The sequence below is a fragment of the Allomesorhizobium camelthorni genome (genome assembly GCF_011045125.1).
Taxonomy (GTDB): Bacteria; Pseudomonadota; Alphaproteobacteria; order Rhizobiales; family Rhizobiaceae; genus Allomesorhizobium; species Allomesorhizobium camelthorni.
This window is the reverse complement of record NZ_JAAKZF010000072.1, coordinates 1-25,762: the sequence shown is the minus strand read 5'-3', so window position 1 is coordinate 25,762 and position 25,762 is coordinate 1. Positions and strand designations below refer to the sequence as shown.

Here is a 25,762-nt window from a genome sequence, read left to right as displayed (position 1 = left end):
ACGCGAACCAGCTGCTAACATATTGATTTCCTGTGTAAAACGCTGGCCATCCGAGCCCACCAAAATATCTCATGAGGCTTCGCCTGGGCCCTGATTACCTCCGCCAGCAGTGATTCTGAAGCCGCCAATAACTTTTAAACTCACCGGGTCTCGTCTCGTGCTGACAAGCACTCCAACGCTCGGGTTGGTATCCTTCGGCTCCGACAGTCTCTCAGCATTCAGCCGATCCTGGCTTGGGTGCATAAGGAGCTACAAACGATGTCACTTCGAACCGGAAGATTTGACCCCTTAAGCGCATCTACCCGTGATCGGCCAAATGACAGCCAGCGTACCGACAGCTGACGTTTACCAGAGCAAGTTGTCTCACTCCTCACGGAACCTCCCAGCGAAGTGCAGTCAAGGGTTGTGACTAGAAAGGCCATAACTGCCCGTTCACGCGTCGTAATAAAAGACCTCGACCGGCATTGCCCGAGCCGGGTCGTGACGTCGCGGTCGCCCTTGCTGCCTCGCTCACGTCACGGCGGTATGGCGGGCAGTCAATCAACGGGGCAGTGAATCACATCCGAGCGCCAGCGGCTCGGCGATAGCCATTCCCTCGCGTGCGGAGCGCTGTGCCGCCATACCCATGACCACGGCTCGCCAGCCATCGTCGGCCGTGACCTCGATCGGGCCCTCTCCGCGTATGGCCGCGCAGAAGCGCTTGTGCTGGAAAAAGGTCGAGCCGTTGTGATCGCCGGCGGCAAGCAGGGTCGGATCGACCGGCAGCTCGATGGTGTAGGGGCTTTCGGGCCGGCGCGGACTGGCGATCAGTTGCGGCGTGGGCAGCGGCCCCAGGTTCTCCGGCCAGAAGCGGCTCGGCCCGGGAACAAGGCATTCGATCTTGCCCTTTTCCCCGACAGCGATGATTTCCTCCTGATAGCGGCTGCCATCGGCGAACATGCAGAGCTCCAGCATGGCGCGCGCCCCGCTGGCGAAATCGACCAGCACATAGCCGTTGTCCCAGATATCGGGAGTCTCTCCGCCGTAGTTCTCGTGGAGATGGTTCACCGCCTGGCCGGCCGAGGCCATGACGCGCACCGGCTCCGACTTCAGGATGAGCCGCATCAGGTCGAAGAAATGGCAGCATTTTTCCACGAAAGTGCCGCCGGAAGTCCGGTTGAAGCGATTCCAGGCGCCGATCTTGTCGAGGAAGGGATAGCGGTGCTCACGAATGGTCAGCATGCGGATGCCGCCCGTCACCGCCTGCGCCTCGCGGATGAAGCGGGCCACTGGCGGCATATAGCGATACTCCATCGCCACCCAGATCGGCGCCGGATAGGTTTCCGCGAAGGCTTTCACCTCGCTGGCCTCGGCGGCATCGATGAAAAGCGGCTTTTCGACCAGGACCGGGAGGGCGCGCGTTGCGGCGATCTCGCGCAGCTGTACGAAATGACAATGGTTGGGGCTGGCGATCAGCAGGCAGTCGACGGCTGGATGCGATACGACCTCGGCGGCGGAATCGACAAGAGCGGCCCCCGGCGCGAGGCTTCCGGCGATTCTGCGCATCTCAGGGTCGGGCTCGAAGATCGCCGCAACGCCGGCATCGGGCAGCAATGCGATGTTTCTCAGATGCTCCTGGCCCATCATGCCGCAGCCGATGACGCCATACATAACGGGCTTGTTCATGCGGGTCCCTATCTTAGCCGCGCGACGTAGCGCGCGATCGTGTGATCAAACCAGGTGCGGGAGAACTCCGCGCTAGTCCCGTCCTGCGTCCAGCCGATGCGCTCGATGAAGCCGGCGGCCGCGCTGACCGGCAGGCCGAATTCGCGCGGCGCCCAGCCGGGCACCTCGTCGACGCTCACGCGATCCTCCGCGCGGGCGATCCAGAAACCAAGCGCCTTGCGATAGTAGAGATAGAGCGAGTCCGACAGATCATCTGGGGCGATAATGTTCGCATAGGAGCCGTCGAGCCATATCTCCTCAATGGCCGCCGGCTTGCCGCCGAGGCTGCGCAGCCGGCGGATGCGGTGACCCTCGGCGTTCGATCCGAATTGCGGCATGTCAGCGGTCTTCGGCAGCCGGTCGACCGAAAACACCCGCGCAGTCGGCAGTCCACCGCCCCTGATGAGCTCCAGCCGGAACATGGAGTAGATGCTGGCGACGTCCGGTCTCGCGCGGACGTAATTGCCGGAGCCCTGGATGCGCTCCAGCAGGCCCTTGCGGTCGAGGTCTGCGAGCGCCTTGCGCAACGTGCCCACCGCGATACCGAGGCCGGTTGCCATCTCGCGCTCCGGCGGCAGCTTCTCACCATCGATCATGCGGCCGGCCGCGATCTCACGGATCAGCATTTCGCTGATCTGCTGATGCATGGGGAGCGAATAGCGGGCTGTCACGGTCCTGCCACGGCCGAAGAAAATTGATACACTATTGATCTACACCAAGGCAAATGTTATTCAAGCGAAAAGTGCAGCCGCCCCCAACCGCTGCAGCATGAGGTCAAGCATGACGGTCGTGCCTATTACGTCCGCCGATCTGGACGCAGCCGAAGTCGCGTGGTTCTCTGCGCTCTGCTCCGACGATTTCCGCTATCTCGGTGTGCCTGACAGCAGCCTGCGCTCGAGCTGGGAGCACTGTTCCGACATAGTGAAGACGGCGGAGGAGATGGGCTTCCGCAACGTCCTGTGCCCGTCCTCCTATCAGGTGGGGCAGGACACGCTGTCCTTCGTGGCGGGCTGTGCGCCGATCACGTCGAAGATCAACCTGCTGGCGGCGGTGCGCTGCGGCGAAATGCAGCCGATCATGCTGGCGCGCACTGTGGCTACGCTCGACCACATGCTGAAGGGCCGGTTGACGATCAACATCATCTCCTCCGACTTTCCGGGCGAGACCGCGGACAGTGCGTTCCGCTACCGCCGCTCGCACGAGGTGGTCGAAATCCTGCGCCAGGCGTGGAACCGCTACGAGATCGACCACCAGGGCGAGATTTACCAGCTCAAGAAGGTTCCGGCCGAACCGGCGAAACCCTACCAGCAGAACGGCGGACCGCTGCTCTATTTCGGCGGCTATTCGCCGGACGCGCTGGAGCTCTGCGGCGCGCAATGCGACGTTTATCTGATGTGGCCGGAGACCAAGGAAGTGCTGGCGCAGCGCATGCGCGACGTCAACGAGCGCGCCGCCGCTCATGGACGTACGCTGGACTACGGACTGCGCGTGCACATGATCGTGCGCGACACCGAAGCAGAGGCGCGCGAATATGCCCGCGAACTCGTGTCGAAACTCGACGACGAGAAGGGCAGGGCGATCCGCGAGCGGGCGCTCGATTCCACTTCCCTCGGCGTGGCGCACCAGGCGAAGAACCGCGACCTCGCCGACGAAGAAGGCTATGTCGAGCCGCATCTGTGGACCGGCGTCGGCCGCGCGCGCTCGGGTTGCGGGGCCGCGATCGTGGGCTCGGCCGATCAGGTCCTTTCCGAGATCGAGGAATACAAGAAGATGGGCATCCGCGCCTTCATCTTCTCCGGCTATCCGCATATCGACGAATGCCTTTCCTTCGGCAAGCGCGTGCTGCCGGAGCTGAAAACCTGCTCGCTTCCGCATGTATACGGCAGGGTGCCCGCCAGCACCCCGGCGACACCCCTCGGCATAGGGGAGCGTCGCTGATGCAACGGGGTCGGGCCGGCCGCATCGAGTTCCGTGTTGCCGTGCCTGGACAGGAGACAGCCTGATGTACCGCTTTGCCGATCGCGCCATGCCCATGAAAAGCTTCGTCCCCGGGCCGGAAAGGAAGCGCGAGTTCCGTGACGCGCTAGGCCGATTTGCCACCGGCGTCACGATCATCACCACCGTCACACAAGCCGGGCCGGTCGGCATCACCGCCAACAGCTTCGCGTCCGTCTCGCTCGATCCGCCCATCGTGCTCTGGTCGATCGGCCGCCATTCCAAGCGCTTCGACGCGTTCGCCGATTGCGAGAACTTCGCCGTCCACGTCCTAGGCGCCGAGCAGCTCGACCTCGGCCGGCGCTTCGCACGGTCGGGCGATGCGTTTGCCGGGCTTGCCTTCGGCGAAAACGAGGCCGGCGTGCCGCTGCTCACCGAGTGCCTGTCACGCTTCGAATGCAGCCGGGTGGCTGCGCATGACGGCGGCGACCATCTGATCATGCTAGGGCAGGTGACAGCGGCGACGCTGCGCGACGGGGAGCCGCTGCTTTTCGCGCGCGGCGAATATGGCCGGTTTGACGGGTTTTCCCGGCCCGACCGGCTGGAGACGTGAACGCCGAATCTCGATTGGGATGCTGCACTCGCTTATCAGGCGCGGGCCGGCCCGGTCGACTGTCGTTCTACAATGTGACAGGCGAGCTCGACGCGGCGGGGCGGCAGGTCCATGCCGCCGAGGTCGTCGAGCAAAAGGTCGAGCGAGGCTGCTCCGATCTCGCGCATTGGAATGTGCATGGTGGTGAGCGGCGGATTGTGGAACGCCGCCTGCGGCAGGTCGTCCATGCCCATCACCGACACGTCGGCAGGGACATGGTAGCCTGCGCGTTCGATGCCCATCATGGCGCCGACGGCGAGACTGTCGCCAGCAGCAAGCACGGCGGTAAAATCGAGCCCGAGGGTGGCGATGCGGCCCGCCACCGCTTCCGCCGCAAGCTCGGGCAGCCAGTCCTCCACCTCGATCGCGGCTGCGGGGTTGATGCCGCGCGCCTTCAGGGCGTCCTGCCAGCCTTCGAAGCGGCGCTCGATGGTGCGGCGGCCGCGGCGCATGAGGAAGAGAATGCGCTCGTGGCCGAGGTCGAGCAGATGCTCGGCCGCGAGCCGCGCGGCGGAGCGGTTGCAGGGCGTTACCGAGGAGTGGCGCATCGCCGGATCGTCTCCATTGACGAGCACGATCGGCTTGCCGAAGCCGCTGGTGAGCGTGAGCACAGTCTCGTCGTCGAGCGTGAGGAACAGGCACCCGGCGACGCTTTCGTCCGCTTCGGCTTCTTCGAGCAGCGCGACCTCCTCGTCCGCTCTGGCGATCGCACGCGTGACGAGCTCTACGCCGAGCGTGCGGGCGCGCTCGTTCAGCCCTTCGAGCACATAGGAGGTGAACTGACTGCGCAGGTGGTCGATCATCGCCGCGCTACTGGCAGCAAGGTAGACCTTACGGCCGGCAATCGAAGTGGGGATCTTGTAGTTGAGGCTCTTGGCCGTCTCGATGATCTTTTCGCGCAGGTCGGCGCGCACGCCCTTGCCACCGGCAAGCGCGCGCGAGGCGGTGCTGACCGAAACCCGGCAGCGCGCCGCGATATCCTCCAGCCGCACCCGACGGCTCGGCCTGCCGCGCTTTCCGCTATTCAGCATCGCGCCTGTTCTCCTGAAGAGAACTGCAGGGTGCAAAAAATTTTCAGATTGCGCAAGAAAAACCGTTGTGGAACTTTCCGGTCGGGCACCGCGGCATTTGGGAGGAGTTATGGCGCCATCGGCAGGACAGATGCGTTCGCAGCTCGAGCTACTGGTCAGCGGCTTTACGCGGCTGCGCCATGACGGCCGCTTCGACGAGCCAAATCTCGACGGGACAGCGGGCGACTACATCAGCTTCGATTCGTGGGAATGGCCGCAAGGTGTCGGGCTGTATGGGCTGGTGCGGCTGTGGCAGCACACCGGCGACGAAGCGCTGAAGAAGACGATCGAGGACTGGTATTCCCGCCACCTAGCCGCCGGCCTGCCGCCGATGAACATCAACACGACCGCTCCGATGCTGGCGCTTTCGCTGCTGTGGGGCGACACGCGCGACTCGCGCTGGGAGAAGCCGCTGGCCGACTGGGCCGACAGGCTGATGCGCGAGATGCCGCGCACGCCGGAAGGCGGTTTCCAGCACAACGTCTCCGACAAGATCAATGACGACGAGTTGTGGGACGATACGCTGTTCATGGCGGGCCTGTTTCTCGCCGCCTACGGGCGCGCGGCCGGCAAGCAGACCTATGTGGACGAGGCGGTGCGGCAGTTTCTCGTGCATGCGCGCTACCTCGCCGACCCGCATAGCGGGCTGTGGTTCCATGGTTGGACTTTCGCCGGCAGGCACAATTTCGCGCGGGCGCTTTGGGCGCGCGGCAATGCCTGGATCACCGTGGGGATACTCGACCTGGTCGAGATCGGCGGCATCGGTGAGCCGGTGGAGGCCTTTCTGCTCGGAGTGCTGGAGGCACAGATCGAGACGCTGCTGGAGCTGCAGGCGCCATCCGGCGCGTGGCACACGCTGCTCGACGATCCCAATTCATACGAAGAGATGTCGGCGACCGCGGGCTTCGGCTACGGGCTGCTCAAGGCTGCACGCATCGGCTTGGGACCGAAAGGATGCCGCGCGGCGGGACTGAAGGCGCTGGAAGCGGTGATGGCCAACATCGATGCCGACGGCGTGCTCGGCAACGTCTCCTATGGCACGCGCATGGGCCACGACCTGCGGCACTATCGCGACATTCCGATCCAGCCGACCGGCTACGGGCAGGCGCTGGCGATCCTGTGCCTCACCGAGGGCATGATCCACGCCGAAAGCGCGGAGAAGGCTGCATGACAATGCGTGTTGTCTACGGCGCCGGGCCCGGCGATATCGATAGCTACGGCACGGAGCGGCTGCGGTCGGAGTTCCTGGTCGAAAATCTGTTCCGGCCAGGCCGGATCGAGTTCGCCTACACGCATGTCGACCGCATGATCGTCGGCGGGGCAGTCCCGACAGACAAGCCGCTCGCCTTCGGCGGCGGGGCAGATGTCGGCACGCCGCATTTGTTCACCGCGCGGGAGATGGGCATCGCCAATCTCGGCGGTGGCGGAACGATCATCGTTGACGGGAAAAGCTTCGCGCTCGCCAATCGCGACATCCTCTATGTCGGGCGTGGAGCGAAGGAGATAACGCTCGCCAGCGACGATGCGGCCGAGCCCGCCTGGTTCTACATGAACTCCGTGCCGGCCGGCGCCGACATCACGCACAGACTGATTAGCCGTGCGGAATCGAAGCCGCTCGATCTCGGCGAGGAGCGGCGCGCCAACAGGCGGACGCTGCGCATGTACATCCATCCCGAGGTCGCGCCGTCCTGCCTGCTCCTGATGGGCATCACCGATTTCGCGCCCGGCAGCGTCTGGAACACCATGCCGCCGCACCTGCATGAGCGGCGCATGGAGGCCTATCTCTATTTCGATCTCGCGGCCGAGGACCGGGTGGTCCACCTGATGGGCCGGCCGGAGAACACGCGCCATCTGATGGTCGCCAACGGCGACTGCGTCATCTCGCCGGCCTGGTCGATCCATATGGGCAGCGGGACCGGCCCATATGCCTTCGTCTGGGGCATGACCGGCGAGAACCAGGCTTATAACGACGTGTCGCCCGTGCCCCTGGAGATCCTGCGATGAACGCGGCGGGGCGCATCGAGGCCGATTTCGCGCTGCGGCGACCGCTGGAGGCGGGCGGGCAGGTGGTCTACTGGCGACTGGGTGCGACGTCGGAGCACCGCTACGACGTCCCCGACCAACCGATGAAGGGGGAGATGGACCCCTTCTTCTTCCTGACCAAGCACAAGAACTTCATCCCACACGAATATCCCTGCCGCACCCAGTTCGCCGCCGAGCGGCGCGGCAAGCGACCGGCGCCACAAGGCGCGTTCGAGCCGGAACGCGTCTGGCTGCCCTTCGGCTCACCGCGCGTCGATCTCTCAGGCTTCTGGTTCCGCCCGACGGTGCTCGGGACATGGGCGCGGACGGTGATCGTGGCGGAAGCCGCAGGTCCCGCGCGCCTGAAGTTGCGCACCTGCGGCGGTGCAGTGCTGTTCGTGAACGGCGCCGAGATCGGCTGGATGGCGCCGTACGGGCGCAATCTGGAGACGGCGCAGGAGTCCGATGCCGAACTCGTCGCGGGCACAAACGACATCCGCATCTGGTTCGACGATCTGGCCGAGCGCGACGCGCGCTATTTCTTCCAGCTCGACTATCTTTCGGGTCCGGCGGCCGAGCAGGCGCTGCCGGCGAGCGCGCCGGGCGGTCTGGCCGCGGCGATCGAAATAGCGCTGGAAGCCATGCATTTCGAAAAGCCGGCCTATTCGGACGGCGAGGTCGCGCTCGTCACTCATGCGCCGTTGCCGGTCGCGGTCGATGTCGCGATCGAGGTCGAAGGCGACTTCATGTCGATCGAGGAGCCGGTCTCGTTCAGGAGGCGGCTCGAAACCGGCGAGACCCGGTTACCAATCGCCGCAACGGAGCGACTGCCGGCCGATTTCCGCCATTTCAAGGTGTCACTCACCGCGTCGGCCATCACCGCTTCGCGCGTGTTCGGCGTCGAGATATGCCACGCCGACCGGCAGGGTCCGGCTCCGGCGACGCTGGAACGGCGCATTGCAGAAGCGTTGGACCAGGTTTCCAACCATGCCGAGAGCGACACAGTGCGGGCGCTGGCGCGGCTCGCGACCGGGCGCGGCGGACCGGAAACGGACGCGATGATCCTTGGCGCGCTGCCGGCGATCGAGGACTGCCACGACTGCGCCGATTTCATCCTCGTGCCGTTGCTCTGGTGCCGGCACCGTTTTGCCGACGCAATAGGGGCGGAGGTGCGCGAGCGCATCGACGCCGCCATCCTGAACTACCGCTACTGGATGGACGAGCCCGGCAACGACGTGCAGTGGTATTTTTCAGAGAACCACGCGCTGCTGTTTCATACGGCCGCCTATCTCGCCGGCCACATGTTCCCGCAGGCGCGCTTCGTGCGCTCGGGGCGCCTCGGGAGCGAGCATTCGGCCGTCGGCCTTGCTCGCGTGCGCGCCTGGCTCGACCATTTCGAGGAATGGGAAATGGCCGAGTTCAACTCCGCGCCGTATTTCCCGATCGATCTCAAGGGCCTCACCGCGCTCTTCGCGCTGGCGCCGGACGCAGATGTCCGCACCCGGGCCGGTGCGGCGATCGTCCGGCTGCTCGATATCGTCGCCCGCTCGGCCCACCACGGCGTCCTGACTGGCGCACAGGGACGGTCGTATGAACATACGCTGCGGCCGGCACGCTCGCTCGAACTATCGGGCGTGGCGCGCCTCGCCTGGGGGAAAGGTTTCTATGGCAAGCGCTTCCACGCGCTGCCGCAGCTTGCCCTTTGCCTTCGCGACCACGGGCTGGAATTGCCCTCGTCGCAGGCTGAGATTGCCTCCTTCCGGCGCGAAGGAGGGCAGGAATGGTGCTTTGCGCAGGGCCAGAACCGGATCGCGAAGCTCTATCACTACAAGACGCGCGACTACGCGATGGGCAGCGCCGCCGCCTACCGTTGGAACGAATGGGGCTATCAGGAAACGGTGCTGCATCTACGCCTGGGCGACGATCCGGACGCACAGGTGTGGATCAACCATCCCGGCGAGGTCATCCATTCGGGTTATGGCAGGCCGTCCTACTGGGGCGGTTCCGGCACGCTGCCGCGCGTACACCAGTATCGCGGGCTCGCAGTTGTCATCTTCGATTGCGCGGCCGAGCAGCCGGACTTCACGCATGCCTGGTTTCCGCAGAGTGCGTTCATGGAGTCGCGGATCGACGGAAACCACGCTGTTGCGCGAAGCGGCGATGGGCTCCTGCTGATGAAGTCGGACAAGGATTTCGAGCCGGTCGAGCGGGGGCCGACTGCCGGCAACGAATTACGGGTACTAGGCCACAAGGCGACATGGATCGCGCGGCTCGGGCGGGTGGAGGAACATGACTCGCTCGAAGCGTTCGCAACCGTTTTCGCGCAGATGGAGGTTTTGCGCGGGAAGGGCGGCGAACTGACGTTGAACGATCCGGAATATGGCGAGGTCCGGTTCCTTGCGGACGGCCGGGTCGAGGCGGAGGGCCGTGTGGTCGATCCCGCCGAATGGACGGTTGCAGGGAATGCAGCCATCATGGCGGCGGGCCCGATCAAGAGGAGGTAGCCAGGCATCGCCCGGCTGGAGTTAGAAGCATAAGCGGACTGGGAGCCGCGCAACGGAGGAGACTGCAATGAAGACGAAGACACTGCTTGTGGCCCTGGCTGTGGGGTTGATGTCATCGACCGCGGCGATCGCCGGCGATGTGCGCGTGATGTGGTACTCGGACGGCGTCGAGGGCGAGGTAATCAAGGATCTGCTCGACCGCTTCATGAAGGAAAACCCCGGAATCAACGTCATTCTCGACGATGTGGGCTACAAGGTCGTGCAGGAGCAGCTTCCGGTCGAACTCGAAGCCGGACGCGGGCCGGACATCGCCCGCGTCACCAATCTGAAGACGCTCGCGGACCACTGGCTCGATCTGACTCCGCATATCGCCGATCCAGCCTATTGGCAGGCCAATTTCGGCGATCAATTCGACTGGATGCGTCCGGACGGTTCCAAGATCATTCCGGGCTTCATGACCCAGCTGACGCTCACCGGCGGCTTTGCCAACAAGACGTTGTTCGAACAGGCGGGCGTGGAAATCCCCGGCGCGGACGCCACCTGGGATGAGTGGGTCGAGGCGGCTGGGAAAGTTCAGGAGAGCCAGCAACTGAACGCGGCGATCGCTGTCGATCGCTCAGGTCACCGCATCTCGGCGCCGATCGTCTCTTATGGCGGCAACTATATCGGACCGGACCGCATGCCGGCGCCGATCGACGAAGGCGTCAAGACCTTTGCTCGCAAGCTGGTCGAATGGACAGAAACCGGCCGCATGAACAAGGAGACCTGGGTATCCGCGGCGGGCACGACCTACCGAGCGGGCATCGATGATTTCATCAATGCCCAGGTCGCCTACTACTATTCGGGAAGTTGGCAGACCGCAGCGCTGTCGGGCAAGATCGGCGGCGCCTTCGACTGGGTGGCGACTGGCTCGCCCTGCGGCACCGAGGCCTGTTCCGGCCTGCCCGGCGGCGCGGCGCTCGTGGGTATCAAATACACCCAGAACCCCGAGGAAGTGGGCAAGGTGATGGATTATCTTGCACGCGAGGATGTCGTGCGCGAATTCACCGAGCGCACGCTGTTCCTGCCTGCACACAAGGGTGTCGCGGCCGGCGCGCTCGACTTTAAGACGGACGATACCAATGTGAAGGGCGCACTCGACGTGTTCGTCAAGGCGACCGGCCAGGTACATCCGAACGCGAACGCGCTGCCGGCCTGGAAGTGGGCGACGCCGATCTACGGCGTGCTGGTGACCCGCATCAGCCAGGTGATGGCGGGCGAGTTGTCGATCGACGATGCGTTCGCCCGCATCGACGAGGATATCAAGGCTCAAGTCGAAGCGGCGAAGTGAGCGGCCGCTTGCGGAAGGAGGGCTCGTGACGGTTTCCAGCCCACGCCGCGTGCTCAGCGGGACCGGCGCCATTCTGATGGCGCCGGTCGCCCTCGTGGCGCGCCTGCTCGACCCGCCGCTTTCGGCGCTCCAGCGCGTCGGCGGCACCAACGGCATGGCCGCCTTCTTCCTGCTGCCGAACATGGCCGTGTTCGGCATCTTCGTGCTCCTCCCGCTGGTCATCAACATCATCTATTCGATGACCGGCGGAACGGCGTTGTTTCTCGCCGACCGCACCTTTGTGGGCGCGGCTCAGTACCAACGCCTGTTCGACTGCCGCAGCTATGTCGACCCGAAAAGCTGCACCGAGGATCTGTTCTGGACTGCCGTTTGGAATACCGCCGGCTTCGTCGTCGTGCAGGTGGTCTTCATGGTCGTCGTCGCGCTTGTCACCGCCTTGGTGCTCAACCGTGACCTGCGCGCGCGCAGTTTCTGGCGCGCGGTTTTCTTCTTTCCAGTGCTGCTTTCGCCGGTCGTGGTGGGCCTGATCTGGCGCTGGATCCTGCAAAGGCAGGGGCTGCTGAACTTCGGGCTCTACGAGCTCGGCCTGACCCCGGTGAACTGGCTCGTAGAGCGAAACTGGGCCTTCGCCGCCGCCGTTGGGGTCTCGATCTGGGCGCATGTGGGCTTCTATGCGCTGATCCTGCTCGCCGGCCTGCAGGCGATCCCGAAGGATCTTTACGAGGCGGCCGAAATGGACGGCACACGGCCGGCGCGCGTCTTCTGGCGTATTACGTTGCCGCTGCTCGCGCCGAACCTGCTCGTCGTGCTGGTGCTGGTGCTCATCCGTGCCGTGCAGATATTCGACGAAGTCTACGTGCTCACCGGTGGCGGACCCGGCACGGCGACGCTTTACCTGACGCAGTATATTTACGAAGTCGGTTTCGCATCGTTCCTGCGCAATCCGGGCCTGGCCTCCGCCGCGTCGATCCTCATGGGGGCGGTGCTGATCGTGCTGACGCTTTTCCAGCTTGGAATAGCGCGGCGTAACGAGATGCGAGGCAAGAGATGAGCCGCGTCACCGAGCTCATCTTCCGCCGGCGGGGCGGTCGCGGCTGGCACTGGACCGATGTGTTCACCTGGTTCTGGCTGATAGGCGGCTTCGTGATGATGTTCGGCCCGGCAATCTGGCTCGTGAACTCGTCATTCAAGTCGCCGGCGGCACTGGCGGAGTTCCCGCCCACCATCCTGCCCTATGTCACCGCCGCGGCAACCGTCGAGGGCCACGAAAGACCGCTGCAGCTCTACGAAGTGACACTGCCGGACGGCTCGACGCAGGTGCTGGCCGAGGTGCGGCGCGTCGGAACGGTGGCCCAGATGGTCGACCCCGCAACTCCCGGCGAGATCGTCCGCGTCAACATCCGGGATCGCAAACCGGTGCGTGAGGTGGCTTTCGCCGTCGCGAACTACGTTCAGCCATTCCTGTCCTTCGATTTTTTCCGCTACCTGAGGAATTCCGTCTTCGTGACGGTGATGGCGACCATCATCACACTGCTGACGAACTCGATGGCCGCCTTCGCCCTTTCGAAATACAATTTCCGGGGCCGCTCATTCGTAATGCTAATCATCATCGCGACGCTGATGGTGCCGCTTTCGGTCATCCTCGTGCCGCTCTATTCGGCCATCACCGCCATGGGGCTGTCCAACTCGCTCTGGGGTGTGATCTTGCCGACGGTCGCCACACCGACGGGCGTGTTTATGCTGCGGCAGTACATGCTCACCATTCCCGACGAGCTGATCGACGCGGCGCGCATGGACAAGGCGTCGGAGTGGCAGATCTACTGGCGCATCATCCTGCCGCTGACGGCTCCCGCACTCGCGGTGCTCGCGATCTTCTCGGTCGTCTGGCGCTGGAATGACTTTCTCTGGCCGCTGATCGTGCTGACGCGCCGGGAACTCTTCACGCTGCAGATCGCGCTCAACACCTATGCCGGTGAAACCAACATCCAGTGGCATTTCCTCCTCGCCATGACGGTGGTGACGATGATCCCGGTGGTGCTGGTCTTCGTTTTCCTGCAGCGCTTCATCACCACCGGCATCGCCGGCGCCGGTTTGAAATAGGAGCGTTCATGAGCCGTATCACACTCACGGATGTCTCCAGGGCCTACGGACAGGTCAAGGTCCTGCACGACATCAATCTGGACATCCAGGACGGCGAGCTGATCGTGTTCGTTGGGCCCTCCGGCTGCGGGAAGTCGACGCTGCTGCGGCTGATCGCGGGGCTTGACCGGCCGACCGGTGGAACGATTACGATCAACGGCCAGGATGTGACCAGGGTGGCGGCTGCCGACCGTGGGCTGGCCATGGTGTTCCAATCCTATGCGCTCTACCCCCATATGAGCGTGCGCCAGAACCTCGCCTTCGGGCTTGAGAACGCGCGCATGCCGAAGCCGGAAATCGAGCAGCGGATCGCCGAAGCAGCCCGGATGCTCGAGATCGAGCCGTATCTCGACCGGCGGCCGGGGCAGCTTTCGGGCGGGCAGCGGCAGCGCGTGGCGATCGGGCGGGCCATCGTGCGCAACCCGACCGCCTTCCTGCTCGACGAGCCGCTTTCCAATCTCGATGCGGAACTACGCATCTCGACACGGGCGGAGCTCGCGGCGCTGCACGAGCGGCTGTCGGCGACGATGATCTACGTCACGCATGACCAGATCGAGGCGATGACGTTGGCGGACCGCATCGTGGTGCTGCGCGCCGGGCGCATCGAGCAGGTGGGGACGCCGCTCGATCTCTACAATAAGCCGGCCAACCTGTTTGTCGCAGGCTTCATCGGCGCGCCGCGCATGAATTTTCTGCCGGTAGCCGTTTTCCCAGGCGGCAGGGGCGCGACCATCGGTATAAGGCCGCAGCATCTGCGGCGCGCGACCGACGGCGAACCGACGCTGAAGGCCAAGGTCACGCTGATCGAGCAGCTTGGATCGGAAACGGTCGTGCATGGCGATGCCGACGGGCACCGGCTGCTTGCCGTCCTGCCCGGCCAGCAGGGACTAAAGACGGGTGAGGAGGTGGCGCTCGCCTATGGCCAGGAAAACCTGCACGTCTTCGATGAGAACGGTCTGCGGACGGATTAACCCCGGCGCCCGGGCGGCGACGGAAGGCGGCGCTTCGGGTTGTACGGGCTGTTCGGGTTCACATCCACGTCAACTTCCTTGACGCAGCTCTGCGACGTGCCGTGCGGTCCTTCGCCGCCGTGCCATGGGCCACCTAGCAGGTGGGCGTCCCGGACTTTGGATAGTGTCAGGCACTTCCAATCCTTCGCGGCGGCTTTCCCTCGGCTGCTGTCGCCGTCGAACTGATAGACCAGCGACTTCTCTTCGCCATCGGTGTGCCCAAGGACGATCGGACAGAGCTCGCGACGGTAGCCATCGTAAAGGCAAAGCACCTGTTTTCGCTCGGCCATCGCCTGGTAAAACACTCGGTATGCGGCACTTTCCTTCAATCGAGATTCCGCCTGAAAAAATCGAGGACCGCGCGGCGCATCTCCGGACTTTCCTGATGGCCGGTATCCGCCTCGCGGTGGACGAGCAGCCGGTCGGCCGCGCCCGCTTGCTCATATGCCGCGCGGGTTTGCGCAAGGGCGCGGTCGACTGCCACCGGAGGCGTCAGAGGGTCGAGGTTCCCGATGCAGATGAGTTGCGGACGCGGGGCGATAAGCCCCGCGATCTCGCCATTGGACGCGATGTTCAGCAGGCCGGGGATGGTCAGATAGATGCCGTGCAGGTCATGCGCACCAAGCTCGATAAGGGTCGCGAAGTCGGCATAGCAGCAGAGATGGGCCAACGTGGCGACGCGATTGTCCACGGCTGCCAGCCAATAACCGAGCGTCGCGCCCATGGAGATGCCGAAGCAGCCGATGCGGCGTGCATCGACAAACGGCTGCACGGCGAGCCAGGAGAGTGCGGCAGTCTGTTCGCCCAGCATTTGACCGGCAAGGGATTGTCCCAGCCAAAGCCGCGCCTTGGCGAGTTCGCTCTCGGAGCGGCCCGAACGGCTGCCGAAGCCCGGCATGTCGATGGCCAGGGTTGCGAAGCCCATGGCGGCGAAGACCGGCCCAAGGGGCTCCTTCAGGGCAGGGCGGCCGTCTAGAAGCTCAGCCGCGCCGATGTCGTGTCGGGCTCCATGCGCATGGATGTAAAGGATTGCGGGTGACGGGGCCCCACTCTTCGGCCGCGCGAGAAGGCCGCGAACCGCCTCGCCGTAGCCGGTCTCGAAGATGAGGCGCTCCACGATATGGCCGCCTTCGTCGGACGCGTCCCTTTGGACTTCCCGCAGGCTATGGCCACCGACCTCGAACGAGCGCCGCAGTTTTTCGATATCAGTCGCCATAGGATCTCCGATCGCACCTCCCTTGCGATTTCATCATCTGTTGACGGCGAGTGCGAGCGGAATTCTTCAGTTCGAGACGGTGGTAGCTCCTACGTCGCGGGCAAGATCGCGGATGGTGCCCGGCCCCTTCGAATTGGCGAGCTTGACCTCATGACCGCTGGCGGCGAGCTTTCGCGCCAAAGTGGCGCCGATGTTTCCAGCGCCGATGATTCCGATCTTCATGAGGTGTCCTTTCGTGAATTGAAGAGCGCCCGCCTCAGTCGCGGACGCCTCGAAGATGCGCGCCTTCCTCGCGCAGTGCCAAAAGTGGGACCTCCTGAAACGCGCTTACAACGCCTGTCGGTCGACGGAAACAGGAGGTCCGTCGATGTCGACGTCAGGCCGGCAGACCGAGCTGCTTTCGCAGGCTCTTGTCGAATGCGGATGCGGGGACGAAACGGCGCAGGAAACTGACCTGGCGCGCCATTTTGCCCGCCGCATAGCGCCTCTTCGGAGCAGGATCGGTCGCAGCCGCCAAAACGGTCTTGGCTACGACTTCGGGCGCATCGCCTTTTTCCATCGCTTTCCGCACGACTACATTCATGCCAGCGCGCGCAGAGTCATAGATATCAAGCAACTGATCCGGCTTGGCGAGATTATCTTCGAATGACGTACCGGTGTAAGCGGGCTCGACCAATACAACGCGAATTCCGAACGGGCGCAGCTCATGATCAAGCGATTCGGAATAGCCTTCAACGGCATGTTTGGTCGACGAATAAAGCGCGAAATAGGGAGCTGGGATGAACCCCTGCACCGAGCTCAAATTGACGATTCTGCCCTTCCCTTGACGGCGCATTGTCGGCAGGACCGCGTTGGTCACGCGAAGAACGCCGAAGACGTTCACATCGAACAGCGCCTGAGCCTGGGCGGTCGAGGATTCCTCCGCGCCCCCGAGCAGCCCAACGCCGGCATTGTTGACGAGCAGGTCGATGCGCCCGGCCTCGGCCAGCACGTCATCGACCAGTTTCGCCACGGACGCGTCATCGGTGACGTCGCAGGTCAGCATGGTCACGCCGTCGGGTCTTTCCGTGGCGGCGCGACGGCTGGTTCCGAACACGCGGAAGCCCGCATTCTGCAGGGCTTTGGCCGTTGCATGCCCGATGCCGGTGGATGCGCCCGTCACCAGGGCGACGCCAGGATTGGTCTGGTTCATTGAGATCACTTCCTTCTTTGTGGTTTCGATCATCGGCCCATCCGGTGCTCGCACCGGTCAGTTCGTCCAGCGTCGGAACAGCGCGCTGGCATTGACTCCTCCGAAGCCAAAGCCATTGGAGATCGCGTAGTCCATCCCCATTGGCCGAGGTTGGTTTGCGACGAAGTCGATCCCGTCGGCGGCTGGATCCGGAGTGCTCAAATTGAGGGTTGGCGGCGCCACCTGATCCCTGAGCGCCAGGATTGCGAAGATGGCTCCAAGCCCGCCGGCGGCGCCGAGCAGGTGTCCGGTCGCCGATTTCGTTGCACTGACAGCTATCGCGGAATCGCGCCCGAACACGCTCTTGATCGCTTCGATCTCACCCAGGTCGCCTACTGGCGTGGAGGTCGCATGCGCATTGAGATGACGAACCTCGCGCGGCGAAATCCCTGCTTGGGCGATTGCGATCTCCATCGCCCGGCGCGCACCGTCGCCGTCCTCGGGACCGGAGGTGACGTGATGAGCATCCGCGGTCGTCCCGTAACCGACGAGCTCGGCGAGCGGCTTTGCACCGCGCGCAACCGCGTGGCTCAATTCCTCGATGACCAGGATGCCGGCCCCTTCGCCCATGACGAAGCCGTCCCGCGACGTGTCAAAGGGGCGCGAGGCTTGAGCCGGCGCCCAATTGAAGCCGGTGGAAAGAGAGCGTGCGGCAGCAAATCCACCGAGGCTGACGATATTCATGCATGCTTCTGTTCCACCGCACACGGCGATGTCGGCCTCATTGGCGCGGACAAGGCGAGCCGCATCGCCGATCGCCTGGATGCCGGCCGCGCACGCCGTCACCGGCGCGCCCAGTGGGCCTTTGAAGCCATGGCGGATCGAGATGTGGCCCGCCGCGAGATTCACCAGGAAGGACGGTATCGTAAACGGCGACAGGCGTCGGACGCCGCGCAGGTCGACCGTGCGTACCGCCTCGGTGATGGCCGGGAAACCGCCGATCCCTGAAGCGATGATCGTGGCTGTGCGCAGGCGATCCGTTTCCGAGACGGGTGCCCACCTCGCTTGGGCGAGTGCCTCTTCCGCGGCCGCGAGCCCGAAGAGGATGAACCGGTCCACCTTGCGCTGGTCCTTCGGTGCAAGGACGATATTCGGATCGAAGCCGGCTTCGGGGTCTTCTTCCAGCGAGGGAACCACGCCGCCGATCTTTGCCGGCAGATCTCCCACGACATCGTCCGGAAGCCTTCGGATGCCCGAGCGACCGGACAGGAGGCGCGACCAGGACGCTTCGATATCGGCAGCAAGGGGCGTGACCGCTCCCATGCCTGTAACAACAATCCGTCGCATCTGTTCTCCTATCAATTTGGATACGCCGCCAGCGCTGCCCACGCCGTTCAAGCGGCGACGGCTTCGCGAACCTGTTCGGTCGCCGCATCCAGAAAGGCCTGAGCGAGGTCGGGATCGTTGACGACGCGCGATAGCATTACCGCGCCGACCATCGTCGAGAGAACGGCCATGGCCTTGCCATTGGGCTCCTCGCCGTCGGTTTTGCCAATCAAACGACCGAGGATTTCGAGATGCTCGCTAATCCCGGCTTCGAACGACGCTTTCACATCGTCGCCCTGTCTGGCGGCGTCCGAGCCGAGCGCTACGATCGGGCAGCCGTCCATTCTTTCTCCGCGATGGTCCATACTGAGGTAGAACGCAATCACCGCGCCAAGCGGATCGTCAGGGTTTGCCGCGGTCGCGGCCGACCATCGGTGGGTGGCGCTCTCCATCGCCCGTCTGGATGCCTGCGCCGCCAAGTCATCCTTTGATGCGAACTGCTTGTAAAAGGCGCCCTGGGTCAGCCCGGCACTTTTCATCAGATCCTTAAGGCCGATGCCGTCAAAGCCGCGCTCCCGAAAAAGGCGGCTTGCCACATTGATAACGGTTTCGCGGTTTTCCGCGGCCTGTATGCGACTCACACGCATCATCAATCTCCCTCTTTGTTAGATTGCGTTCGAAATCTATATCGGATATAGAGTGCGAATGCAATCTATTTTTACGAGGCGATGGGCATGAAAAAGAGGAATCTTGTGGTGTTAGCCGGTGTCTTGGTCGCAGCCTCGGGGGCGGCCGCATTCGCCACACTTGCCATTCCCGCGCAGGAAGCCTCGGCCGTGAACGACCCGAGGCAGGAACCGCCGATCGTCAGACTGGTGACGGCAGCGCCGGTGACCGGATCCGAACGCGGCTTCACCGGTATTATCGGGGCGAGGGTGCAGAGCGATCTCGGCTTTCGCGTCCCCGGCAAGATCGTGGAGCGGCTCGTGGATGTGGGTCAGGAGGTCAAAGCAGGTCAGCCACTCATGCGCATCGACGACGCCGACCTTCGCCTCGCGCTCACGGCGAAGCGCAACGCCGTTGCCGCAGCGCGCGCAACAGTCGTTCAGACGGAACCGGATGAACGGCGATACGCCAGTTTGCTCAAGGATGGATGGGTCCCCCGACAGCGCTACGAGCAGGCGAAGGCCGCGGTGGATACGGCCGAAGCGCAACTCGCCGCCGCCGAAGCCGAAGCACGGGTCGCCGAGAACGAAGCGACCTACGCGGTCCTGCTGGCGAACGCGGATGGAACGGTGGTCGAAACGCTTGGCGAGCCGGGGCAGGTCGTCTCTGCCGGCCAGACAGTGGTCCGGATCGCCCAGGCCGGCTCCCGCGAAGCGGTGGTCGCGCTTCCCGAAACGATCCGGCCGGCGATTGGGTCGGCGGCCGAGGCCAGCGTGTATGGTGGCGATGGGCACCGTTATACGGCACATCTCCGGCAATTATCGAACTCCGCCGATGCCCAGACCCGTACCTATGAGGCCCGTTATGTGCTCGACGGTGAGGCCGCGGCAGCGCCGCTTGGCGCGACGGTTACTATTCGGCTTGCAAGCCAGGCACGCCAGCCGGAAGTCCAGGTGCCGCTGGGAGCCGTTCTCGATGACGGCGAGAAGACCGGCGTTTGGGTCTTGGACAGCGCCGCCTCGACCGTGCACTTCCGGCCCGTCCAGCTTGTTCGTGTGACCAGCGAAACCGCTGTAGTCTCCGGACTGAACTCCAGCGATCCGATTGTTTCGCTCGGCGCTCATCTCCTGCGGGAGGGCGCTCGCGTCAGGACTGCGTCCGAAAGCGGGGGCAACTAATAATGAACCTCAATCTTTCCGCGATCGCCGTTCGCGAACGCGCCGTCACCCTGTTCTTCATCCTCCTGCTGGTGGCCGCCGGCGCCTACGCTTTCGTCATGCTCGGGCGGGCGGAGGACCCCAACTTCACCATCAAGACCCTGACGGTCACGACGGCATGGCCGGGCGCGACGGCGCGCGAGATGCAGGACCTCGTCGCCGAACCGTTGGAGAAGCGGCTTCAGGAACTGACCTGGTACGACCGGGTGGAGACGACCACACGGCCAGGTTATGCGTATATGACGGTCACGCTGAAGGACAGCACACCGCCATCCGTCGTGCAGGAGGAGTTCTACCAGGCTCGCAAGAAGCTCGGGGATGAGGCCCGCAACCTGCCGACCGGCGTCTTCGGCCCCTTCGTCAACGACGAATACTCGGATGTGAGCTTCGCCCTTTATGCGCTGAAGGCCAAGGGCATGCCGATGCGTGAGCTGGCGAGGCAGGCCGAGGTGATCCGCCAGGACCTCCTGCACGTACCTGGCGTCAAGAAGATCAACATTCTCGGGGAGCGTCCCGAACAGATATTCGTCGAGTTTTCCTATGCCAAGCTGGCGACCCTTGGCGTCTCGGCACAGGATATTGTCGCCGCCTTGCAGCGGCAGAACACCGTCACACCAGCGGGCTCGATCGACACCCAGGGGCCGCGGGTCTTCATCCGGGTCGACGGCGCTTATGACAGCGTTCAGGCGATCGCCGAGACGCCGATTGTCGCTTCGGGGCGGACGCTGAAGCTCTCCGACATCGCCGAGGTCCGCCGCGGCTATGAGGACCCTCCCACCTATCTCATCCGACGCCAGGGCGAGCCCACAATCATGCTCGCGGCGGTGATGCAGGAGGGCTGGGATGGTCTCGCGCTCGGCAAGGCGCTGGAGGACAGGACTGCGGCCATCGCACAGACACTGCCACTCGGGATGACGCTCGACAAGGTGACCGATCAGGCCGTCAACATCACCTCGGCGGTCGACGAGTTCATGATGAAGTTCGCGATGGCGCTCGGCGTGGTGCTGCTGGTGAGCCTTCTCAGCCTCGGCTGGCGCGTCGGCATCGTCGTGGCGGCTGCCGTCCCTCTGACGCTTGCCGTCGTGTTCCTCATCATGCTGGAAACCGGCCGGTTCTTCGACCGCATCACGCTCGGCGCTCTCATCCTGGCGCTCGGTCTTCTCGTGGACGACGCCATCATCGCCATCGAGGTGATGGTGGTGAAGATGGAAGAGGGCATGGACCGCATCAAGGCCGCGGCCTATGCGTGGAGCCACACCGCGGCGCCGATGCTCTCCGGAACACTCGTGACGATCGCCGGCTTCCTGCCGGTGGGCTTCGCACGCTCGACCGCCGGCGAATACGCCGGCAACATCTTCTGGGTCGTGGGGTTCGCGCTCATCGTCTCGTGGATCGTGGCGGTGGTCTTCACGCCTTACCTCGGCGTCAAGATGCTGCCCGACATCAAACCGGTCGAAGGCGGTCACCACGCGATCTACGACACGCCGAACTATCGGCGCCTCAGACGGCTCATCACCTTTGCCGTGGGCCACAAGTTCGTGACCAGCGGCATCGTCGGCATCGCTTTCGCGCTTTCCGTGGTCGGCATGGGCTCCCTCAAACAGCAGTTCTTCCCGACATCCGACCGCCCCGAAGTGTTGGTGGAGGTTCGGCTGCCGGAAGGCACCAGCATCGAGACGACGATCGCCACGGTCGAGAAGCTCGAAGACTGGTTGGACGAACAGCCCGAGGCTAAGATCGTCACCAGCTATGTCGGTCAGGGCGCTCCGCGCTTCTTCTTCGCAATGGCGCCGGAACTGCCTGACCCTGCTTTCGCCAAGATCGTCGTGCTGACACCGGACGCGGAAGCGCGCGAGGCGTTGAAGCACCGGCTCCGGGAGGCGGTGGCACAGGGGCTTGCACCCGAGGCTAATGTCCGCGTCACGCAGCTCGTCTTCGGCCCTTACACGCCGTTCCCGGTTGAGTTCCGCGTCATGGGACCCGATCCCGCGAAACTCTACACCATCTCAGATAAGGCCCTCGACATCATGCGTGACGTCCCGGATGTGCGGCAGGCCAATCGCGATTGGGGCAATCGCACGCCCGTGCTCCGCTTCGTCCCGGATCAGGATCGACTGAACCTCATCGGCCTGTCGCCGGCCGAGGTAGGCCAGCAGCTTCAGTTCCTGCTCACCGGCATTCCCGTCACGCAGGTTCGCGAGGATATCCGCGATGTCCCCATCGTGGCACGAAGCGCCGGCGGCGAGCGGCTGGATCCGGCGCGTCTCGCCGATTTCTCACTGATGAGCAGGGATGGCCGGCAGATTCCGCTCGACCAGATCGGCCATTCGGAAATCCGTCTGGAAGAGCCGATCCTGAAGCGCCGCGATCGCACGCCCGTCATCACGATCCGCTCGGACATCAACGAGGCGACCCAGCCTCCAGAGGTTTCCAAGGAGATCATGGAAGCCCTTCAGCCGCTGATCGCATCCCTTCCGGCCGGCTATCGCATCGAACTGGGCGGATCGATCGAGGAGGCTGCCAAGGCCAATACCGCGCTGGCCAAAGTCTTCCCGGCCATGATCGCAGCCATGCTGATCGTCATCATGCTGCAGGTGCGATCCTTCTCGACGATGGCCATGGTTATGCTGACGGCACCGCTTGGCCTCGTCGGCGTCGTGCCGATGCTGCTCACCTTCAACCAGCCCTTCGGATTCAACGCCATTCTGGGCATGATAGGACTGGCCGGCATCCTCATGCGCAACACGCTGATCCTGACCGAACAGATCAAGGAGAACCGTGCTGCCGGCCTCGACGACTATCACGCTGTCATCGAGGCCACGGTGCAACGCACGAGGCCCGTGATCCTGACGGCACTCGCCGCCGTGCTGGCCTTCATCCCTCTCACACACTCCGTCTTCTGGGGATCGATGGCCTATACGCTGATCGGTGGCACGGCGGTCGGCACGGTGCTGATCCTGCTCTTCCTTCCCGCGCTCTATGCCGCGTGGTTCCGGATCAAACCAACAGCAGACGACGTCCATGAGGAGCCATCCGACTCGATGGATGAACTGGAAATGCCGACAGCAATTGCTGCCGAATAGGGCCCTGCCGTCGGAGGAGATGGGTCAAATTCCCGCCCGCTGGCTTTGCCTGAACATATGCAGGGCCAGCCGCACGACCTTACCGCTTGCAGATGATCATCCAGGGTGAGCCCGGTAGATCCAATTCATCAGTTCTGGAGACATCCTTGAATCGCCCGGTCCGATCGCGAATTGATCCCGACGAGGTGCGCGCGCATCCTGGAGGTGGCGGAGGAGCACTTTCGCCGCATCGGCCGCCATAGAACCTCGGTGGCCGACATCGCCTCCCGAGCTCGGCATGAGTCCGGCGAACATCTACCTGTTTCTTCCCCTCCAGGGACGCAATCAACGATGCCATATGCAAGCGGGTCGTAAATGAGGTCGCTGACATCTTCGCGCCATTCAATCGACTTGATTGGACACCGCTTTTCTCAGATGCGAAGATCGCTCGTAACGTCAATTCCAGGGGCCACCACGCAAAGACTTCGTCATCGATCAAGAGGAGGGTTTCATCATGGCAAGCTGGCAACCTGATCCGTCCTTTTATCCCTCGCCGAGAATGGCGGCGAAAGCGCCGAAAGAAACGCTGGCCTATGTGGCTGCCTTCGATCCGGACCGCAAAAAGCCCGATGCGATAGCCGTGGTCGATGTGAACCCCGAGTCTCCTTCCTATTCCCGCATCGTTGGCCAGGTGGATATGCCGAACGTTGGTGACGAACTGCATCACTTCGGCTGGAATGCATGCTCGTCATGCCTTTGTCCCAACGCGCCGCATCCGCATATGGAACGGCGCTACCTCGTCGTTCCGGGCCTGCGTTCCTCAAGGCTGCACATCATCGACACCAAGCCGGACCCGAGAAACCCGAAGATCGCGAAGGTGATCGAGCCGGAAGAGATCGCCGAGAAGGCGGGATACTCGCGTTTGCACACTATTCACTGCGGCCCCGAGGGGATTTATGTGAACGCGCTCGGAAACGCCGAAGGCAAGCGGCCCGGCGGCATATTCCTGCTGGATCCAGACAGTTTCAATGTTCTCGGTCAGTGGGAGATGGACCGGGGGCCTCAGGAACTTGCCTACGATTTCTGGTGGCATCTTGGCCATGACACGATGGTGACAAGTGAATGGGGAACCCCCGATACGTTCGAGGATGGCCTAGTTCCGGAGATCCTACTGGGCAGCAAATACGGACGCAGGCTGCACTTTTGGGACCTCCACAAGCGCAAGCACCTGCAGGAGATCGATTTCGGTGAAGAACACCAGCTCGTGTTCGAATTGCGCCCGGCACATGACCCGACCAAAGCCTACGGTTTCGTCGGCTGCGTCATCAGCCTCAAGGATCTCTCGGCTTCGATCTGGACCTGGTATCGCGACGGTGACAAATGGGCGGTTAAGAAAGTGATCGAGATCCCGGCCGAACCTGCCGATCCAGACCTGCTGCCGCCGGTGCTGAAGGGTTTTAACGCCGTTGCTCCGCTCGTGACCGACATCGACCTGTCGATGGACGACCGCTTCCTCTATGTTTCCTGCTGGGGCACGGGCGACATGATCCAGTACGACGTCTCAGACCCCTTCAACCCGAAGGAAGCCGGCAGGATCCGCATAGGCGGCATCGTGTCCCGGGCAACGCATCCCAAGGCCAATAACGGCCCCCTCAACGGTGGCCCGCAAATGGTCGAGATCAGCCGGGACGGAAAGCGGGTTTACTTCACCAACTCTCTCTACGGGGCCATCGACCCGCAGTTCTATCCCGAAGGCATCGACGGCTGGATGGTGAAGCTCGATGTCGGGGAAAATGGCGGGATCGAGTTTGACGAGGACTTCTTCGTCGACTGGCCGAAGGGCCATCGGCCGCATCAGGTGCGTCTAGAGGGAGGCGACTGTTCGTCCGATTCCTACTGCTATCCGTGATGCCGGCAGCCGCGAAGCGAACAGTCGCTTAGCATGACCTCGCTCTCGCCCTGGCTGGTGCTTGCTGGCCTTGGCGCCTTTCACGGCCTCAACCCAGCCATGGGCTGGCTGTTTGCAGTCGCACTCGGCCTGCACAGGCAAAGCCGCGGAATCGTGTTCAAGTCCCTGATCCCCATCGCGATAGGGCATACGGTTTCGATCGGCATCGTCGCGCTAGCTGTGGTGATGCTGGGCCTCGTTGTCGACCAGCGCCTTCTGGAAATCGCTGCAGGCGTGGTGCTCCTCGGTTGGGCCACTTACCATGCCGCATACGGCCATCGCCATCGCGTTCGGGTAGGCATGAAAACAGGCATGGCGGGGCTCGGGCTCTGGTCTTTCCTGATGGCGACCGCCCATGGCGCCGGCCTCATGCTGGTGCCGGTGCTCATACCGCTGTGCCTCTCGGCAATGCCGGCAAACGAACTGACGGCGGCGGGGTCGCTGCCCATCGCGCTGGCCGCGATCGGGACGCACATGGCAGCCATGCTTGCAGTGACCCTAGTTATCGCGGTTTTCGTCTATGAATGGCTTGGCCTTTCATTCCTTCGCCGCGGATGGATCAATTTTGATCTCGTCTGGATTGCAGCGCTCGCTATCACCGGCATCATTCTCGTCGTTTGACTGCCGGTTTGGCTGCGCGCAAAGCCCGACAACCACTGATAGAGGTCGGATAAGTGCGTTCAGCGCGGGACCGTGGCGAGATCTCTCATCACCGTCATGTAAACGGAGTTGGAGGAGAACAGGCCGAGATGAGCCATTTGTTGCCGTCGCAGTTTAGCATTACAGTTGC

21 protein-coding genes and 2 pseudogenes are annotated in these 25,762 nt (G+C 63.6%); 14 read left to right on the top strand and 9 right to left on the bottom strand.

What is annotated here, in order from left to right:
• Window positions 1-540: 540 nt before the first annotated feature.
• Window positions 541-1,665 carry a Gfo/Idh/MocA family protein gene (locus G6N73_RS28270; RefSeq protein ID WP_165033276.1) on the bottom strand — a complete coding sequence of 375 codons (1,125 nt, stop codon included), beginning with the start codon at window positions 1,663-1,665 and terminating at the stop codon, window positions 541-543.
• A gap of 8 nt (window positions 1,666-1,673) precedes the next feature.
• Window positions 1,674-2,351: a GntR family transcriptional regulator gene (locus G6N73_RS28265; protein WP_165033283.1), complete on the bottom strand. Its 678-nt coding sequence runs from the start codon at window positions 2,349-2,351 to the stop codon at window positions 1,674-1,676.
• A gap of 133 nt (window positions 2,352-2,484) precedes the next feature.
• Here G6N73_RS28265 and G6N73_RS28260 point away from each other — a divergent pair, with 133 nt between their 5' ends.
• Complete coding sequence (locus G6N73_RS28260) at window positions 2,485-3,642, top strand: LLM class flavin-dependent oxidoreductase (protein ID WP_165033275.1); 1,158 nt, start codon at window positions 2,485-2,487, stop codon at window positions 3,640-3,642.
• A 64-nt stretch (window positions 3,643-3,706) separates the two neighbouring features.
• Complete coding sequence (locus G6N73_RS28255; RefSeq protein ID WP_206079131.1) at window positions 3,707-4,252, top strand: flavin reductase family protein; 546 nt, start codon at window positions 3,707-3,709, stop codon at window positions 4,250-4,252.
• A 35-nt stretch (window positions 4,253-4,287) separates the two neighbouring features.
• Here G6N73_RS28255 and G6N73_RS28250 read toward each other — a convergent pair whose 3' ends face one another.
• Entirely contained in the window at window positions 4,288-5,322 is a 1,035-nt protein-coding gene (locus G6N73_RS28250; protein WP_165033273.1) for a LacI family DNA-binding transcriptional regulator, read from the bottom strand.
• 130 nt (window positions 5,323-5,452) lie between these two features.
• On the opposite strand from G6N73_RS28250, the gene bglB reads away from it, so the two are divergent.
• The 7 genes from bglB (at window position 5,453) to G6N73_RS28215 (ending at window position 14,327) form a co-directional block, all read left to right on the top strand.
• Window positions 5,453-6,532, top strand: a complete 1,080-nt coding sequence (bglB, locus tag G6N73_RS28245; protein ID WP_343044769.1) for a beta-galactosidase BglB — start codon at window positions 5,453-5,455, stop codon at window positions 6,530-6,532.
• Window positions 6,529-7,365, top strand: a complete 837-nt coding sequence (gene kduI, locus G6N73_RS28240) for a 5-dehydro-4-deoxy-D-glucuronate isomerase (RefSeq protein WP_165033268.1) — start codon at window positions 6,529-6,531, stop codon at window positions 7,363-7,365. Before bglB ends, kduI begins: the two co-directional genes overlap by 4 nt.
• Entirely contained in the window at window positions 7,362-9,887 is a 2,526-nt protein-coding gene (locus G6N73_RS28235; RefSeq protein ID WP_206079130.1) for a hypothetical protein, read from the top strand. The genes kduI and G6N73_RS28235 overlap by 4 nt, the downstream gene beginning before the upstream one ends.
• Window positions 9,888-9,954: 67 nt before the next feature.
• On the top strand, window positions 9,955-11,217 hold the full coding sequence (locus G6N73_RS28230) for an ABC transporter substrate-binding protein (RefSeq protein ID WP_165033267.1): 1,263 nt from the start codon (window positions 9,955-9,957) through the stop codon (window positions 11,215-11,217).
• 76 nt (window positions 11,218-11,293) lie between these two features.
• Window positions 11,294-12,268, top strand: a complete 975-nt coding sequence (locus tag G6N73_RS28225; RefSeq protein WP_206079132.1) for a carbohydrate ABC transporter permease — start codon at window positions 11,294-11,296, stop codon at window positions 12,266-12,268.
• Window positions 12,265-13,317, top strand: a complete 1,053-nt coding sequence (locus tag G6N73_RS28220) for a carbohydrate ABC transporter permease (protein ID WP_165033265.1) — start codon at window positions 12,265-12,267, stop codon at window positions 13,315-13,317. The genes G6N73_RS28225 and G6N73_RS28220 overlap by 4 nt, the downstream gene beginning before the upstream one ends.
• 8 nt (window positions 13,318-13,325) lie before the next feature.
• Window positions 13,326-14,327 (top strand): ABC transporter ATP-binding protein, encoded by a 1,002-nt coding sequence (locus G6N73_RS28215; protein WP_165033264.1) that lies wholly within the window; start codon window positions 13,326-13,328, stop codon window positions 14,325-14,327.
• Here G6N73_RS28215 and G6N73_RS28210 read toward each other — a convergent pair.
• From G6N73_RS28210 to G6N73_RS28185, 6 genes and pseudogenes are all read right to left on the bottom strand, one after another.
• A complete protein-coding gene (locus G6N73_RS28210) occupies window positions 14,324-14,695 on the bottom strand; it encodes a hypothetical protein (RefSeq protein ID WP_165033263.1) in 372 nt (123 codons plus the stop codon). The genes G6N73_RS28215 and G6N73_RS28210 overlap by 4 nt on opposite strands.
• Entirely contained in the window at window positions 14,692-15,582 is an 891-nt protein-coding gene (locus G6N73_RS28205) for an alpha/beta hydrolase family protein (RefSeq protein WP_165033262.1), read from the bottom strand. Before G6N73_RS28205 ends, G6N73_RS28210 begins: the two co-directional genes overlap by 4 nt.
• A gap of 72 nt (window positions 15,583-15,654) precedes the next feature.
• Window positions 15,655-15,804, bottom strand: a pseudogene (locus G6N73_RS28200) (NAD(P)-binding domain-containing protein); the annotation flags it as partial.
• 154 nt (window positions 15,805-15,958) lie between these two features.
• A complete protein-coding gene (locus tag G6N73_RS28195) occupies window positions 15,959-16,774 on the bottom strand; it encodes an oxidoreductase (RefSeq protein WP_165033278.1) in 816 nt (271 codons plus the stop codon).
• A gap of 57 nt (window positions 16,775-16,831) precedes the next feature.
• Window positions 16,832-18,100 (bottom strand): beta-ketoacyl-ACP synthase II, encoded by a 1,269-nt coding sequence (gene fabF, locus G6N73_RS28190; protein WP_165033261.1) that lies wholly within the window; start codon window positions 18,098-18,100, stop codon window positions 16,832-16,834.
• Between the two features lie 47 nt (window positions 18,101-18,147).
• Window positions 18,148-18,726, bottom strand: coding sequence for a TetR/AcrR family transcriptional regulator (locus G6N73_RS28185; RefSeq protein WP_165033277.1), 579 nt, complete (start codon window positions 18,724-18,726; stop codon window positions 18,148-18,150).
• 87 nt (window positions 18,727-18,813) lie between these two features.
• Here G6N73_RS28185 and G6N73_RS28180 point away from each other — a divergent pair, with 87 nt between their 5' ends.
• The 5 genes and pseudogenes from G6N73_RS28180 to G6N73_RS28165 all read left to right on the top strand — a co-directional run bounded on the left by G6N73_RS28180 (window position 18,814) and on the right by G6N73_RS28165 (window position 25,593).
• Complete coding sequence (locus tag G6N73_RS28180; protein ID WP_165033260.1) at window positions 18,814-19,923, top strand: efflux RND transporter periplasmic adaptor subunit; 1,110 nt, start codon at window positions 18,814-18,816, stop codon at window positions 19,921-19,923.
• A gap of 2 nt (window positions 19,924-19,925) precedes the next feature.
• Window positions 19,926-23,045, top strand: coding sequence for an efflux RND transporter permease subunit (locus tag G6N73_RS28175; RefSeq protein WP_165033259.1), 3,120 nt, complete (start codon window positions 19,926-19,928; stop codon window positions 23,043-23,045).
• A 150-nt stretch (window positions 23,046-23,195) separates the two neighbouring features.
• Window positions 23,196-23,405: pseudogene (locus G6N73_RS37315) on the top strand (TetR/AcrR family transcriptional regulator); the annotation flags it as partial.
• Between the two features lie 133 nt (window positions 23,406-23,538).
• Window positions 23,539-24,933, top strand: coding sequence for a selenium-binding family protein (locus G6N73_RS28170; RefSeq protein WP_165033258.1), 1,395 nt, complete (start codon window positions 23,539-23,541; stop codon window positions 24,931-24,933).
• A gap of 33 nt (window positions 24,934-24,966) precedes the next feature.
• Window positions 24,967-25,593, top strand: a complete 627-nt coding sequence (locus G6N73_RS28165) for a hypothetical protein (RefSeq protein ID WP_165033257.1) — start codon at window positions 24,967-24,969, stop codon at window positions 25,591-25,593.
• Window positions 25,594-25,762: the final 169 nt, after the last annotated feature.

Bases quoted from the DNA above. Each gene is read 5' to 3' on its own strand.
- G6N73_RS28270 (WP_165033276.1), bottom strand. From the start codon at position 1,665: ATGAACAAGCCCGTTATGTATGGCGTCATCGGCTGCGGCATGATGGGC.
- G6N73_RS28265 (WP_165033283.1), bottom strand. From the start codon at position 2,351: ATGCATCAGCAGATCAGCGAAATGCTGATCCGTGAGATCGCGGCCGGC.
- G6N73_RS28260 (WP_165033275.1), top strand. From the start codon at position 2,485: ATGACGGTCGTGCCTATTACGTCCGCCGATCTGGACGCAGCCGAAGTC.
- G6N73_RS28255 (WP_206079131.1), top strand. From the start codon at position 3,707: ATGTACCGCTTTGCCGATCGCGCCATGCCCATGAAAAGCTTCGTCCCC.
- G6N73_RS28250 (WP_165033273.1), bottom strand. From the start codon at position 5,322: ATGCTGAATAGCGGAAAGCGCGGCAGGCCGAGCCGTCGGGTGCGGCTG.
- bglB (WP_343044769.1), top strand. From the start codon at position 5,453: ATGCGTTCGCAGCTCGAGCTACTGGTCAGCGGCTTTACGCGGCTGCGC.
- kduI (WP_165033268.1), top strand. From the start codon at position 6,529: ATGACAATGCGTGTTGTCTACGGCGCCGGGCCCGGCGATATCGATAGC.
- G6N73_RS28235 (WP_206079130.1), top strand. From the start codon at position 7,362: ATGAACGCGGCGGGGCGCATCGAGGCCGATTTCGCGCTGCGGCGACCG.
- G6N73_RS28230 (WP_165033267.1), top strand. From the start codon at position 9,955: ATGAAGACGAAGACACTGCTTGTGGCCCTGGCTGTGGGGTTGATGTCA.
- G6N73_RS28225 (WP_206079132.1), top strand. From the start codon at position 11,294: ATGGCGCCGGTCGCCCTCGTGGCGCGCCTGCTCGACCCGCCGCTTTCG.
- G6N73_RS28220 (WP_165033265.1), top strand. From the start codon at position 12,265: ATGAGCCGCGTCACCGAGCTCATCTTCCGCCGGCGGGGCGGTCGCGGC.
- G6N73_RS28215 (WP_165033264.1), top strand. From the start codon at position 13,326: ATGAGCCGTATCACACTCACGGATGTCTCCAGGGCCTACGGACAGGTC.
- G6N73_RS28205 (WP_165033262.1), bottom strand. From the start codon at position 15,582: ATGGCGACTGATATCGAAAAACTGCGGCGCTCGTTCGAGGTCGGTGGC.
- G6N73_RS28195 (WP_165033278.1), bottom strand. From the start codon at position 16,774: ATGAACCAGACCAATCCTGGCGTCGCCCTGGTGACGGGCGCATCCACC.
- fabF (WP_165033261.1), bottom strand. From the start codon at position 18,100: ATGCGACGGATTGTTGTTACAGGCATGGGAGCGGTCACGCCCCTTGCT.
- G6N73_RS28185 (WP_165033277.1), bottom strand. From the start codon at position 18,726: ATGCGTGTGAGTCGCATACAGGCCGCGGAAAACCGCGAAACCGTTATC.
- G6N73_RS28180 (WP_165033260.1), top strand. From the start codon at position 18,814: ATGAAAAAGAGGAATCTTGTGGTGTTAGCCGGTGTCTTGGTCGCAGCC.
- G6N73_RS28175 (WP_165033259.1), top strand. From the start codon at position 19,926: ATGAACCTCAATCTTTCCGCGATCGCCGTTCGCGAACGCGCCGTCACC.
- G6N73_RS28170 (WP_165033258.1), top strand. From the start codon at position 23,539: ATGGCAAGCTGGCAACCTGATCCGTCCTTTTATCCCTCGCCGAGAATG.
- G6N73_RS28165 (WP_165033257.1), top strand. From the start codon at position 24,967: ATGACCTCGCTCTCGCCCTGGCTGGTGCTTGCTGGCCTTGGCGCCTTT.